Raw genomic sequence first — 13,546 nt, forward strand, 5'->3', positions numbered from 1 at the left:
GCGTCGCATCCGCCAACGAGGCGGGCGTCGGCGACCACGTCGGCTGCGTGGTGATCCTCCCGGCGGGCAGCAGTGCCCGCGAACTCGAACTGCTCGGCAAGGCGCTGCGCGCCTTCGGCCCGGTGACGGGCCGCGCCGCACGCCTGGAAGTGGGCGAGCGTGGCCTCGGTCAGGTTCCGGCGGCAGGGGCCTATCTCGTGTTCGGCGAAGCGCAGGCGCACGCCCTGGGGCGTGACCTGCCGGCGGCCGTGCTGAGCGCCGCGCAGATCGTGCTGGTCGATCCGCCCTCGACGATCCTCGTCGACGCGGCCGCGAAACGCCGTTTGTGGAACGGCCTGCGCGCGCTTGGACGCGCCTTCATCACGGGCTGACAGCATGGTCGCCGTGACCCGCCCCTCGACGGAAGTACGCGCGATGCGGCGCGAAGACCTCGACGCGGTCGTGGCGATCGAGCACGCATCCTATGAGTTTCCCTGGAGCGCGGGCATTTTTCGGGATTGCCTGCAGGCCGRGCACAACTGCTGGGTGCTGGTGCATGAGGGCGAGATCGCCGGGTACGGCATCCTCTCGGTCGCCGCCGGCGAAGCCCATGTGCTCAACGTGTGCATCGGCGACGCCCACCGCGGCCTGGGTTACGGCCGCCGGATGATGCGCAGGCTGATCGATCTCGCTCGTTGGTACGGTGTCGAACGGATCTTCCTCGAGGTCCGCCCTTCGAATCCCGTCGCAAAGACCTTGTACGAGACGCTCGGCTTCACCGAGATAGGTCGCCGCCCCGCGTACTACCCGGCAAAGGGTGGACGCGAGGAGGCGATCGTCATGTCACTGGAAATGCATATCTCCGGTTGAGCCTCACCCCTCGCGAAGCAAGGCCATCGGTGAGGTCCTGAGGACTCGCCGCGTGCCGAACAGGCCGATCGCCATCACCACCAGCGCGGCAAGCAGGGCCGCACCGACCAGTGGCCACACGGGCGGAACGAAGTGCTCGATGTGGAACACCGCGTTGCCCAGCCAGAAACCCGCGCCGCTGGCACCGAGCGCGGCGGTGAGGCCGGCGACCAGCCCGAGTAATGCGAACTCGCAGGCCGCGGCCGCCCGTAGCTGCGCGCGCGTGGCACCGAGCGTACGCAGCAGGGCGGCTTCCTTGCGGCGCTCCTGGGCACTTGCCGCCAGCGCGGCGGTAAGCACCAGCGCACCGGCGAGCAGGCTGAAGCCGAGTACCCATCGAACGGCTCCGCCGACCCGGTCGACGATTTCGCGCACTCGGTCGAGCAGGGCGTCCACGTCGATCAGGCTGAGATTGCCGAAGTCTCGCGAGACTTTCGCCAGGTCGTCGGCATGGCCGCGCGGAAGATAGAAGCTGGTCAGCCACGTGTGGGGCAACGCAGTCGCGTGAGCGGGATCGATCATCAGGAAGAAGTTGACGCGGAATGAGCCCCAGTCGACCTGGCGCACACTGGTCAGGCGCGCCTCCACGGTGCCTTCGCCGACCTCGAAACGGAGCGTGTCGCCGAGCTTGAGGTGGAAGCGGTCGCGCCAGGAGGTGTCGACCGATACCTCGGCCTGCGCAGGGGCGGCGCCCGGCCACGTTCCGGCGACGACCTTGTTCGAGGGAGGCAGATCGGCACTCCAGGACAGGCGTAGCTGCCGGTCCGCAGCGTCCCTGGCCTGGTCGTCGACGAACGCGATGCGATCGACCGACGTTCCGTTGATCGCGGTGAGCTTGCCCACCGCGAGCGGCATCATGTTCGTCTTGCTGGCACCCATGTGCTCGAGTGCGTGGGAGAACGCCTCACGCTGTTCGTCCTGCAGATTGAGCGCGAACCAGTTCGGCGTATCCGCTGGCAGCTCTCGCCGCCAGCCGTCGAGCAGGGACGGTGCGATCACGGCGAGCAACAGGAGGGCGCAGAGGCCGAGCGACAGCGCCGTGGCCTGGACAAGCGATAGTCCCCGACGTCGGGCGAGCGCGGCCAGTCCCAGGCGCAGGGCGGGATGCGCGCCCGGTGCCACCCGCCTCGCAATGACCAGGAGCAGCCCGGACAGAAGTGCGGCGACCACGGCTACGCCAGCGAGGCTCGCGGCGAGGATGCCGGCCAGCTTCGCTGAATCGCTCTGCAGCCAGAGCAGGGCCACGGCCGTCAGCACGGGCACCAGATAGAGGGCATCGAACCGACGGACGCGGCGCTGCATGGATTCGCGGAAGACCGCGACGGGGGGCACTTCGGCCAGGCGCACGAGCGGCGGCAGCGCAAAGCCCGCGAGTACTGCCAGGCCCATCGCCGCGGCGGCGAAGGCCGGGCCCAGGGGCAGCGTGGTGGGAATGTTGTCGAATAGCTGGCTGGCGAAATACCAGGCGCCTTGCGCCAGTCCCAGTGCGATCGCCATGCCCAGCGCCGCGGCGGGGATGGCCAGCGCCGCGAGTGTCGTCACCAGGAGCGCGGCGATGCGACGTCGCGGTGTGCCCAGTGCACGGAGCAGCGCCACTTCGGCGGCCTTGCGCCGTGCGTAACGTGAGGAGGCCAGGGCAATCGCCACGCCGGCGAGCAGCGCGGAAAGCAGGGCCGTCAGGCGCAGGAACGCGCTGGCGCGGTCGAAGGCCGAGCGCATGCGTTCCTGCATTTTCTCCGGCGTGATCAGTTCACCGCCGTGAGGAAGCGAACCCTGTTCCACACGGGCACGCCATGCGGCGATGGCTGCGGGCGATCCTGCCACGAGCAGGCTGTGACGCGCGCGACTGCCGACGGAAAGCAGGCCGGCGTCGTTTGCATCGTCCAGGTTCATCAGCGCACGCGGGGCCAGGGCGAACAGCTCGCCACCGTCGGGCTGGCGAATCAGCTCGGCGCCGACCGTGAGGTCGCGGCCGCCAATCTGCACGTTCTGCCCGGGTTTGATGCCCAGTCCCACGAGTGCGCGATGGTCGAGGAACACTTCACCGCGAACCGGACCGTGGCTGGCGTGGTCGCTTCCTTTCGCGTCGACAACTTCCAGGGTGCCACGCAGCGGATACGCGGCATCCGTGGCTTGTACGTCGAGCAGCTGGCTGTGTTCGCCGACGAAAGCGACGCTGCGAAACGCGGCGCCGCGGGACGCCCTCAGGCCGTCGTCCGTCGCCGAGCGCAGGAGCGGATCAGGCAAAGGGGCCGGGGCGGAGACGCCCATGTCGCCACCGATCAGCTCGGCAGCGCTGGCGAGGATGCCTCGCTCGATGCGGGTGGACAGTGTCGCTACGACGCCGAGCGCGATCACCGCCAGCACCAACGAGGCCGCCAGGGTACGCAGTTCGACGAGGTGCCATTCGCGCCGCAGCGTGCGCAGGGCAAGCCGGGTCACATTCACGCGGGCACCCCGAGGCGGCCTTCATGCAATTCCGCCGAGCGTGCGCAACGGGCAGCGAGGCGCGCGTCGTGGGTGACCAGGATGAGCGTGGTGTTGTGCTCGCTGTTCATCGCGAAAAGCAGGTCGCCGATATGCTCGCCGGTGTGCTGATCGAGATTGCCGGTGGGCTCGTCGGCGAAGAGGATGCGGGGCCGGTGCACGAAGGCGCGGGCCAGCGCGACACGCTGCTGTTCGCCCCCGGAGAGCTGGGCCGGATAGTGACGGCGTCGTGCACCGAGACCGACCGAATCGAGCGCGGCATGCGCCCGCTCACGCGCCGCGTTGTCGCCCTCCAGTTCCAGGGGCAGCATCACGTTTTCTTCGGCGGTCAGCGCCGGCAGCAGATGGAACGACTGGAACACGAAGCCGACCAGGCGACGGCGAATGGCCGCGCGCGCTTCCTCGTCGATGGCCTCGAGGGCCTGCCCGTCCAGTCGCACGCTGCCCGCCGTGGCCACGTCGAGGCCGGCCAGAAGGCCCAGAAGGGTGGTCTTGCCCGAGCCGGAGGCACCCACGATGGCGAAGCTCTCGCCAGCGGCCACGCTGAGGTTCACCCCGGACAGGATATCCAGCCGTCCCTCCGGGCCGAAAACCGACTTGCTAACATCGGCCACTTCAAGAAGAACTCGGGAAGAATCGCTCATGCGTCGTTGCCTGTTCCTGTTGCTGTTCGTCTGGTGCGCCATCGCCTCCGCGGCGGAGGCGCCGCGCACGGTGCTGGTGCTCGGGGACTCGTTGTCGGCGGCGCACAACATCCCGGTGGACGCCGGTTGGGTGCGTTTGCTGGACGCTCGCACGTCGAACATGGCGACGCCGTGGACGATGGTCAATGCCAGTATCAGCGGAGAGACCTCTCTGAGCGGGCGCAACCGGCTGCCCGGTCTCCTGCAGAAACAGCATCCCTCGGTCGTGGTGATCGAACTGGGCGCGAACGATGGCCTGCAGGGACTCCCCCTGGGGCAGCTCGCGGGCAATCTCGACAGCATGATCGACGCCGCGAAGGGCGCCGGGGCGAAGGTGCTGTTGCTGGGCATCGAATTGCCGGTGAATTACGGCCCGCAATACCGGGACGGCCTGCGCAAGGTTTACGCGGATGCCGCACAGAAGCATAGGGTCGGGCTGGTGCCCTTCCTGCTCGACGGCGTCGCGCTGGATCCCGCTCTCATGCAGGACGACGGGCTCCATCCCACAGCGCAAGGTGAGCCCCGTGTGGCCGACAATGTGTGGAAGGCGCTTACGCCGCTGCTCCACTAAACGACATAACCTCCACGTTGTCGTCCGCAGAATGAATGCTCGTTTTCGGTCTTCACACGGTTCTCACTGGTCCGGCCGTTAACTCTTCACATTTGTGAATCACAGAGGAGTGATACCCGATGAGCAACCGCGACGAACAGGCCGGCCTGATCCTTCTTGTCGAGGACAATCGCCAGATCGCCGAGATGGTGGGCGAATTCCTTGAACGTCGGGGCTACTCGGTCGACTACGCCGCCGATGGCGTCAGCGGCCTTCACCTGGCGGTCTCCAACAGCTACGACGTGATCGTGCTGGACCTCATGCTGCCTGGTATGGACGGCCTGGATGTCTGCCGCAAGCTGCGCAAGGACGGCAAGAAGTCGACCCCGGTGCTCATGCTTACGGCGCGCGACACCCTGGAAGACAAACTGGTGGGCCTCGAGGCCGGTGCCGACGACTATCTGGTCAAGCCTTTTGAAGTGCGCGAACTGGAAGCCCGCCTGCGCGCGCTCATCCGCCGCGACCGCCGTCAGGTGTCCTCCGAAGTACTCAACGTGGGCGATATGACTCTCGACACGGCCACGCTGCGCCTCACCCGCGGCGGTCAGGAACTCACCGTTTCTCCGATCGGCCTGAAGCTACTCGCCATCCTCATGCGCGAATCGCCGCGCGTGGTCAGCCGCCGGGACATCGAACGCGAGATCTGGGGCGATACGCTGCCGGATTCCGACACCCTGCGTTCGCATCTCTACAACCTGCGCCGTGTCATCGACAAGCCATTCGACCGTCCGCTCCTGCATACGATTCATTCGGCAGGTTATCGTCTGGCCGATCTCGATTCTGAAGTCGCGGCATYGCAGACGGCATGAAGGCCTTGCGGCACCGGATGTAATCGATGGAAGGCAACAAAACGCAGGGGGCAAGGCGTCGGCGCGGTTCATTCCGTGCACGTATCGCGATTGTCTTCGCACTGCAGACCCTGGTCGTCGTCATCGCCTCGCTGATGGCGGCGAACAATGTCGCGCCGATCGGTGCGGCGATAGCCATCATGCTGTCGTCGGGCGGTCTGGCGTGGCTGGCGGTGTCTCGCGAGTGGGTGCCCATCGCGGCACTCGCGCGCCTGCTCGAAGGCTGGGACCCGGATAAACCGGATATGGCCCAGTTGGACTCGCAAAGTGGCAATCGGTCCGACAATGACGTTGGCTCGTTGATTCGCGGCCTGCACGGGTTGGCGTCGCGCATCGACGGTTATGGTGAGCGCGAGCGCAATTTCACACGCGACGCGAGCCATGAACTGCGCAGTCCGCTAACGGTGATCAAGATGTCTTCGGACATGCTTGCCGACGAGACGGAGCTCTCCGACTTCGGTCACCGGTCGCTGGAGCGCATACGTCGTTCCACACGCGAGCTCGAAGCATTGGTCGAAGCGTTCCTGATTCTTTCGAGGGAGTCGGACCAGGGACTTGCCGAAGAAGACTTCGTCGTCAACAAGGTGCTGCGCCAGGAAGTCGAGTACGCCCGCGAGCTCATCGCGGGGCGCCCGGTTGAACTCATCCTCGACGAACCCGCCAGCTTCGCCTTGCACGCGTCACCGCGTGTGTTCGCGGTGCTTTGTGGGCAGCTGATCCGGCATGCGTTGCAGCAGACCGATCAGGGCGTGATCGTGGTGACGGTCATGCCGGGCAGCGTGAGCGTGATCAACCCGGCGGTCGACACGCCGGAAGAGGGCAGCCGCCGACATGCCTCGGTGGACCGCCACGGGTTTGACCTGGCGATCGCACGGCGCCTCTCGGATCGCTTTCAGTGGCCACTCGAACTGCGTTCGTTGCCGGGGGCCAGCCGCGTGGCGAGCGTGAGGTTCCCGCACCCTCAGCCTGTCGAAGTGTGATCCGGCGAAACCTCAGTTGATCAAACTGGCGATCCGCTCGGCAGTCAACGCTCCGCTGAACGCCTTACGCGTCCCATCCGTACGAATCACCAGCGTTCGCGGCGTCTCCCCGCCCCAGGCGGGATCGATCAGGTAATTGATCCGGTCGGGTGTCGCGTCGGCATACGCCCGCGACGGCACGGTATCGAGCCGCGCCGCCTTTAGCCGCGCATCCAGGGTATCCCGCTGGCCGATCGAATCCGTGGCAACGAACACGAGGTCGACATCCGCGTGCTGGCGTTGCCATGTGGCCAGCGCCGACAGGTTCTCTTCGCAATAGGCACAATCCAGCGCCCACAGCGCGACGATGCGCACGCCCTTGGCCGGCGGTGCCACCAACGCGGTCACGTCGGCGGGAGCGAGGGCAACCGGCGGCGCCGCGAACGCGGGCATCGCGACGGTCAACGCGGTAAGCAAAAGCAGCCGCTCCATCACTGCAGGGCCTCCGTCGGCACCAGGCGGAACTGTCCTTCCGGATTCCACGCCACGAAGGCGCGATGATTCCACAGCACGAGTTTCGGCCAGCCGGATTCGTTCGTCGTGTGCGCGATCTGCCGTGGCTCGCCAAAGCTGACGCCGCCATCGGTGGACTCGCGCAGCATCAGGTTCAGTCCCTGCGGGGACATCTGGTGGTATGCGATCCACACATGGGTGCCGTCGGCGAGAAGGTCCGCGTGCGACGCACCGGTGGTTGCGACGGTGGTGAGATGCGACGGCGGCGCGCCCGGCATGAGCTGGCCGTACCAGATCGTCGCCTTGCCATCGGCTGCGCTGAACCACACGGCGTGGCGCGTGCCTTTCGCATCGATCGAAAGCGCCGGTCCGTGATGGGGGCAGCCCTCGATATGCCACTGCGTAAACGTCGCGCGCTCGACCTTCGGCGTTGCGCCGCCAATGGGCAGGCTGGCGAAGGCATGATCGCGGATGTTGTCACCATAGATGGCGCGGAAGAAGGCATCGATCGATCCGTCGGGCGCCTGCGCCAGGGCGATGCGACAGCACTCGCAGCTCTCGTCGACGATCTTGCGTTCCGGTGCGAAATGCGCGCCGCGATCGGTCGACCAGCTGTAGTACGTGGCCGCGCCGAGATACGGTTTGCCCGCGACCTTGGCCGCCTCGACATCACGCTTGTCGATCCACGCGACGATGATGTTGCCCTTGCTATCGACGGCAAGCGAATCGAAACGGTGGGTGATCTCGGCGCGGTCGGTGTGCACGGTGATCGGGGCGTCGAAGTGCGCACCGCCATCGAGCGAGCGAGAGAAGCGCACGAAGCCCGTCCACGGAAGCTTGCGTGGCTGGGACCACGTCACGTACAGCTCGCCTTTCGATCCCAGGGCGATCTTGGGACGGTTCTCGCCCTCGGCATAGAGGAGTTCGCCGGTAGGATTGACGATCGTCGAGACGGCGAAGGTCCGGCCCATGTCATCGGAACGGCGCGCACGCACGTGCTCGCCCACGGTATCGACGACCCATACATGGCCGCTCGCGTCGATGGCCGCATCGAAGCCCAGCGGTGCTTCGTGAGCCATGGCCATGCCGTGCATGTCGTCGGCTGCTGCCGAGGTGATACCGGCAAGCAGTAGTGAAGCGAGTGCAGCTAGGCGACGCATGTTCAGCGCTCCTCCGGGCGTTCGCGCACCGGATGTTTGCTTAGTTTGCGTTGCAGCGTGCGCCGATGCATGCCCAGTCGCCGGGCCGTTTCGGAGATATTCCCCTCGCACTCGGTCAGCACGCGCTGGATGTGTTCCCACTCCAGGCGCCGCAGCGGCAACGGGGCATCGGGTGYGTCGACCAGATCGTCGGGATCGGCGGGGCCCGAATCGCCGTCGAGCAGTGCGCGGACCACCGCATCGGCATCCACCGGCTTGGCGAGGTAATCGTGTGCGCCGCGTTTGATCGCTTCCACCGCGGTGGCGATGGAGGCATACCCGGTGAGCAACAGCACGCGGATATCCGGCACCAGCGACTGCAGTTCGGGAATCAGACGAAGCCCGTTCTCGTCGCCCAGCTTGAGATCGAGCACGCAATAACGCGGCTGGTGACGGCGTGTGAGGGCGCGAGCATCGTCGGCGTTGTCGGCGGTGATGACTTCGAAGCCGCGCGAGGTCATGGCGCGGCCCAGCACGCGGGCGAAGGTCGGATCGTCATCGACGATCAGCAGCGGGCGACCGCCGGGCGGGACGAGTTCATTCATGCCGGATCTCCAATAACCGAAAGAGGCAGGCGCAGGCGCATCTGTGCGCCATGCCCCGTATTGCTGGCGGCGAGTTCGCCGTCGAGACGCTCGGCGGTCGCTTCGGCCAGCGCGAGGCCGATACCAAGACCGGTAGCCTTCTGCGACAGGCCCAGCGTGCCGAGATCGTCGAACTCGTCGAAACCGGGGCCTTCGTCGGTGACGATGAGTTCCAGCCAGCGGTCGTCGCGGCGAATCGCCAGCGAGACGGTGGCGCTATCGTTCATCGCTGAGGCGTCGGCAGCGTTGTTGAGCAGGTTGATCAGCGCATGGCGCAGGCCCGGTGGCGAGCGCAGGCGAAGGCGCGCAGCGTCGTCGGCCACCTCGAGTGTCACCTCGGCTTCGGGCCGCAGCAACTGGAAGCGCTCCATGCAGCCATGGATGAATTCGTCCAGGGTGATCCGCTCGGGCACCTGCGAGAGCTGCGCCTGACCAAACGCCACCATCTCGCGGAGGATCGTACGGCAACGGTCCACCTGGCCCTGGAGGAGCTCCAGGTCATCGCCGAGCGCATCGTCCGCGGCATGTTCGCGACGGATCTCGGGCAAGAGCGTGCGCATGGTCGACAACGGCGTATTCAGTTCGTGCGCGGCACCGGCCGCCTGTGTCGCGATGGCGAGGATGCCCTCGTCGCGCAAGGCACGCTCGCGCACGCGCTGCACTTCGCCCTGTTGGTGGCGAATGGCCTTCGCGAGGTTACTGATGAACACGCCCAGGAGTATCGCCATGATGACGAAGTTGACACCCATGCCCGCGACGTAGAGGTCGAGGTCCAGGCTGCTGCTGCCCAGGGTAGGCAGGGGCAGGTGGTAGGGGACGAGCAGGACGTAGGCGACACCGGTGAGAATCGCCACCAGCGATACGCCGGCGATGGACAGCGCGGCCGCGGAGAGCGCGATCGGCACGAGCAGGAGGGTGACGAAGGGATTGCTTGCACCGCCAGTGAAATAGAGCAGATAGCCCAGTAGCAGGGTATCGGCAGCGATGTGCACGATGGCTTCGCCCTCGGTCACCTTCCACGGCATGCCGAGACGGAACGACGCGGCGGCGGCGAATACCGCCAGCACGCACACACCCATCATCAGCGGCAACAGGGGGATGTCGAGGTTGAGCAGGGTGACGCAGGAGAGGATGGCCACGCTCTGCCCGGCGATAGCGCACAGGCGGAGCCAGGCAAGGGTACGCGCGAGTGCGAAGGGACCGGAGCGGGATGACGGCGAGTGCAGGTTGTCGCTCACGGAGGTCTCTTCAAAGGGGAAGGGCCGCCCTGTGGGCGACCCTTCGGCGCGTTACAGGTCTTCGTTGTGTACCGGCGGGAACGGCGGCACGTTGGCCAACGCATGATTGAGCGACAGCTTCTTCATCAACGGGAGCATGGCCACGGCGATGCCTGTGCAGAGGATGCCGACCATGCCGAGCTTGTTGAACAGGCTCGTGTAGATGGTCAACGACTGCAGCGGATCGGTGATGTTGTCCGGAATGGCGGCGTAGTTGGCGACCACGCTACCCATGTACTGGGCGACGCCGGATGCGACGTAGTAGGCGCCCATCATGAAGCCGCCCATGCGTGCCGGCACGTAGCGGGCGATCATGGCGAGGCCGAGGCCGCTCACCAGCACTTCGCCCAGCGAGTACAGGCCGTAGCCCCAGACCATGTACCAGGAAGAGATCTTGCCGGCGACCGCGGTCGTCGCGCCCAGCCCATACATGAAGAACCCGGCAGCGACGGCGGCAAAGCCGAGCGCGAACTTGGCTGCGACGGGGAAGTCCTTGTTGTGCTTGCCGAGCGTGTTGTACAGCCATACCAGGACCGGCGAGAGGATCACGATCCAGATCGCGTTGAGCGACTGGAACTGCTCGGGAATCCAGGTGAGGATGTTCCAGCCGAACAGGCTGAACTGCAGGTCGACGTTGCGCTGTGCAAACAGATTCAGCGAGGTCGACATCTGCTGGTAGAAGATGAAGAAGAAGATCGTCTGGATCGTCAGCACCAGCGCGGCGATGAGGCCGGCGCGCTCGCCCTTCCCGCTGGAGCGGATGAGGTGAACGAAGATCAGCAGGATCGCCACGCCGGCAGCGTAAACACACGCCTGGGCGACGCCCTGGTTCTGCAGGATGTAAGCCGAGGCGCCGATGATGGCCGCGCCGGCGACGATGATGCCGAGCACGTTCTTCAGCACGGGCGGATGTTCGTCCGGCGTCGAGCCGACATGGGCCAGCGTGCGGCGCATGAAGTAATAGTTGACCAGGCCGAGGATCAGGCCGATGGAGCAGACGCCGAATGCCGTATGCCAGCCGAGTGCGTCACCGTAGTTCCTGCCCACGGCGTCGCGGATCCAGGGCGTGAGGATCATCGACACGGTGGAGCCGAAGTTCACCGCCATGGAGTAGATGGTGAACGCACTATCGATGCGTACTTCGTCACCCTCGTAGATCTTGCGCACGAGATTGCCGGCGTTCGGCTTGAACATGCCGTTGCCGAGGATGATCACGCCGAGTGCGAGGTACAGGAAGTGGGCGTTGTTGGTCGGGATCCAGAGCAGCGCATAGCCAACCATGAGGACCACGGCACCGGTAAGCATCGTGCGACGCGTACCGAGGAATTTGTCGCCGATCCAGCCGCCGATGGCCGGGGTGGCGTAGATCAGGGCAGAAGCGGCGCCCCAGACAAGGTTGGCGTCGATGTCGGCAAAGCCGAGCTTCTTCACCATGTAGGTGACCATCAGCACCTGCATGCCGTAGAAGCCGAAGCGCTCCCACATTTCGATGAGGAAGACCGTGCTGAAAGACTTGGTCTGTGAAACGGGCGGGTTCTGGATTGCCATGTATTTTCCGGAAGCATTGGAAACAGCGAGCCGGGCGATTCGAGCCGGCTCCCGTCGCCGTGACCCTGAACGAAGTCACAACCGTTCAAGCGTAATACAAATGTTCCACCGGGTTGTGCTGCAGCGCCAGAGGGGCGCGGCGATACGCCACGTGATGGGGTCTGGGCGGCTTCGAAGGCGGGCTATGGCATCATATGAGGCCTCCCGCCCTATCCAGCCCGAAGCCATGGTCCCGAATCCCTCCTTTTTGTCCGCTTCGGCGACCTGATCACCTATGGCTTCCACGATTCCGCGCGGGCCGCGACAGGTTTTTTCGGCGTTCCAGTGGTCCATGAAGGGCCTGAAAGCCTGCTACCAGCACGAGGCCTCGTTCCGGCTTGAGGTTTATCTTGCCGTGATCCTGGTTCCCCTCGGCTTCTGGCTGGGTCAGGGCGGGGTCGAAAAGATCCTGCTGGTCACCTTTCCCATCCTCGTCCTCGCCGCCGAACTGCTGAACTCGGCTATCGAGGCCGTGGTCGATCTGGTCAGCCCCGAATTCCACGAACTGGCCGGCCGGGCCAAGGACATGGGCTCCGCCGCGGTGTTTTTCCTCCTGCTGATGATCGGCGTGAGCTGGGCCCTGATCCTGATCCCCCACTACACCCACTGACCTCGTCGGTTCCGGTGACTGCCGGTTCTTTGTGGGAGCCGGCTTTGCCGGCGATGCTCTTGCTGCGATTTCCTGCGAACGTTCAAGCTTTGGGTTAACTTGTCCCCCGCACCCCAAGGAATCGCCGCCATGAAGACACTCGTCCGTGCTTTTGCCCTCGTCCTGCTTGCCGGGTTCCTGTCCGGCTGTGGCTACAACGCCATCCAGCGCGAGGACGAATCCGTCAAGGCTGCCTGGTCTGAAGTGCTGAACCAGTACCAGCGCCGCGCCGACCTGGTCCCGAACCTGGTCAACACCGTGAAGGGCTACGCCCAGCACGAAGAACGCGTGCTTACCGAGGTCACCAACGCTCGTGCGAAGGTCGGCCAGACCCAGATCACCCCGGAGCTCGCCAACGATCCCGAGGCCCTGGCCAAGTTCCAGGCGGCCCAGGGCCAGCTGTCCGGCGCGCTCTCGCGCCTGATGGTGGTCAGCGAGAACTACCCCCAGCTCAAGGCAGACGGCTCCTTCCGCGACCTGCAGGCCCAGCTCGAGGGCACCGAGAACCGCATCACCGTGGCGCGCAATCGCTATGTCGCGGCCATCCAGTCCTACAACACGCTGATTCGCTCCTTCCCGAACAACCTGACCGCCAAGGTCATGGGCTACAAGGTGAAGCCGAACTTCAGCGTCGAGAACGAGAAGGCGATTTCCACCGCGCCGACCGTGGACTTCGGCTCCACGCCGGCTCCGGCCCAGGCTCCGGCACCGGCTTCCTCGGCCAGCCGCTGATGTTCCGGTTCGCGGCGCGGCTGCTGCTCGCCGTCGCCCTGTTGGTGCCGCCCCTGGCGGCGCTGGCGGAAGGCGACGCCGCCGTGCCGACGCTGCAGCGGCACGTCACCGACCTCACCGGTACGCTAAGCGCCGACCAGGTCAACCAGCTGGATACCCGGCTGGCCGACCTGGAAAAGCGCAAGGGCGCCCAGGTGGTCGTGCTGATGGTGCCCACGACGCAGCCGGACGACCTCGAGGGCTATTCGCTCAAGGTCGCCGAGGCCAACAAGATCGGCCGCAAGGGGCCGGACGACGGCGTCCTTCTGCTGGTCGCCAAGGACGACCGCCGGGTCCGCATCGAGACGGGCTACGGCCTCGAAGGTGCGCTCCCCGACGCGATCGCCTCACGGATCATCCGCGAGTACATGGCTCCCAAGCTGCGCACTAACGACTACTACGGCGGCATCAACGACGCGCTGACGGCGATCACCCAGATCGTCGATGGCGAAGCCCTGCCGCCACCGGTCAATCCCGACGAAGCCCATGAG

Annotated in this window: 15 protein-coding genes; 8 read left to right on the forward strand and 7 right to left on the reverse strand. The window is 65.8% G+C overall.

Features of this window, described 5'->3' with window-relative positions:
• Together AC1DSN_RS09865 and rimI are read left to right on the forward strand one after the other, a co-directional pair.
• On the forward strand, positions 1–371 hold a 371-nt coding region (locus AC1DSN_RS09865; protein WP_477330516.1), incomplete at its 5' end, for a hypothetical protein.
• 4 nt (positions 372–375) lie between these two features.
• Entirely contained in the window at positions 376–849 is a 474-nt protein-coding gene (gene rimI / locus AC1DSN_RS09870; protein ID WP_477330518.1) for a ribosomal protein S18-alanine N-acetyltransferase, read from the forward strand.
• 3 nt (positions 850–852) lie between these two features.
• On the opposite strand, the gene AC1DSN_RS09875 is transcribed toward rimI, so the two are convergent.
• Both AC1DSN_RS09875 and AC1DSN_RS09880 read right to left on the reverse strand, forming a co-directional pair.
• Entirely contained in the window at positions 853–3,336 is a 2,484-nt protein-coding gene (locus AC1DSN_RS09875; RefSeq protein ID WP_477295749.1) for an ABC transporter permease, read from the reverse strand.
• The gene (locus AC1DSN_RS09880) at positions 3,333–4,019 is read right to left on the reverse strand and encodes an ABC transporter ATP-binding protein (RefSeq protein WP_213948769.1); all 687 of its coding nucleotides are present in this window, start codon (positions 4,017–4,019) and stop codon (positions 3,333–3,335) included. Before AC1DSN_RS09880 ends, AC1DSN_RS09875 begins: the two co-directional genes overlap by 4 nt.
• Here AC1DSN_RS09880 and AC1DSN_RS09885 point away from each other — a divergent pair.
• The 3 genes from AC1DSN_RS09885 (at position 4,018) to AC1DSN_RS09895 (ending at position 6,496) form a co-directional block, all read left to right on the forward strand.
• Positions 4,018–4,629, forward strand: coding sequence for an arylesterase (locus AC1DSN_RS09885; RefSeq protein ID WP_477295752.1), 612 nt, complete (start codon positions 4,018–4,020; stop codon positions 4,627–4,629). The genes AC1DSN_RS09880 and AC1DSN_RS09885 overlap by 2 nt on opposite strands.
• Positions 4,630–4,748: 119 nt before the next feature.
• Entirely contained in the window at positions 4,749–5,477 is a 729-nt protein-coding gene (locus AC1DSN_RS09890) for a response regulator transcription factor (RefSeq protein WP_477330520.1), read from the forward strand.
• A gap of 26 nt (positions 5,478–5,503) precedes the next feature.
• A complete protein-coding gene (locus tag AC1DSN_RS09895; protein WP_213948771.1) occupies positions 5,504–6,496 on the forward strand; it encodes a sensor histidine kinase in 993 nt (330 codons plus the stop codon).
• Positions 6,497–6,508: 12 nt separating this feature from the next.
• Here AC1DSN_RS09895 and AC1DSN_RS09900 read toward each other — a convergent pair whose 3' ends face one another.
• Genes AC1DSN_RS09900 through AC1DSN_RS09920 form a run of 5 tightly spaced genes read right to left on the reverse strand, consistent with a single transcriptional unit; the run spans position 6,509 to position 11,596 of the window.
• On the reverse strand, positions 6,509–6,967 hold the full coding sequence (locus tag AC1DSN_RS09900) for a TlpA family protein disulfide reductase (protein WP_477295755.1): 459 nt from the start codon (positions 6,965–6,967) through the stop codon (positions 6,509–6,511).
• Positions 6,967–8,148: a sialidase family protein gene (locus AC1DSN_RS09905; RefSeq protein ID WP_477295757.1), complete on the reverse strand. Its 1,182-nt coding sequence runs from the start codon at positions 8,146–8,148 to the stop codon at positions 6,967–6,969. Before AC1DSN_RS09905 ends, AC1DSN_RS09900 begins: the two co-directional genes overlap by 1 nt.
• 2 nt (positions 8,149–8,150) lie before the next feature.
• Positions 8,151–8,732 carry a response regulator transcription factor gene (locus AC1DSN_RS09910; protein ID WP_477330522.1) on the reverse strand — a complete coding sequence of 194 codons (582 nt, stop codon included), beginning with the start codon at positions 8,730–8,732 and terminating at the stop codon, positions 8,151–8,153.
• The gene (locus AC1DSN_RS09915; protein ID WP_345777496.1) at positions 8,729–10,009 is read right to left on the reverse strand and encodes an ATP-binding protein; all 1,281 of its coding nucleotides are present in this window, start codon (positions 10,007–10,009) and stop codon (positions 8,729–8,731) included. The genes AC1DSN_RS09910 and AC1DSN_RS09915 overlap by 4 nt, the downstream gene beginning before the upstream one ends.
• A 51-nt stretch (positions 10,010–10,060) precedes the next feature.
• Entirely contained in the window at positions 10,061–11,596 is a 1,536-nt protein-coding gene (locus AC1DSN_RS09920; protein WP_477330524.1) for a peptide MFS transporter, read from the reverse strand.
• A 274-nt stretch (positions 11,597–11,870) separates the two neighbouring features.
• Between AC1DSN_RS09920 and AC1DSN_RS09925 the strand changes: the two genes are divergently transcribed.
• From AC1DSN_RS09925 to AC1DSN_RS09935, 3 genes are all read left to right on the forward strand, one after another.
• On the forward strand, positions 11,871–12,245 hold the full coding sequence (locus AC1DSN_RS09925) for a diacylglycerol kinase (protein WP_063574367.1): 375 nt from the start codon (positions 11,871–11,873) through the stop codon (positions 12,243–12,245).
• Positions 12,246–12,374: 129 nt separating this feature from the next.
• Entirely contained in the window at positions 12,375–13,016 is a 642-nt protein-coding gene (locus AC1DSN_RS09930; RefSeq protein WP_213948776.1) for a LemA family protein, read from the forward strand.
• A partial coding sequence (locus AC1DSN_RS09935) for a TPM domain-containing protein (RefSeq protein ID WP_477330526.1) occupies positions 13,016–13,546 on the forward strand: 531 nt, incomplete at its 3' end. The genes AC1DSN_RS09930 and AC1DSN_RS09935, both read left to right, overlap by 1 nt.

The sequence above is a fragment of the Luteibacter sp. P4_D7_3 genome (genome assembly GCF_056401735.1).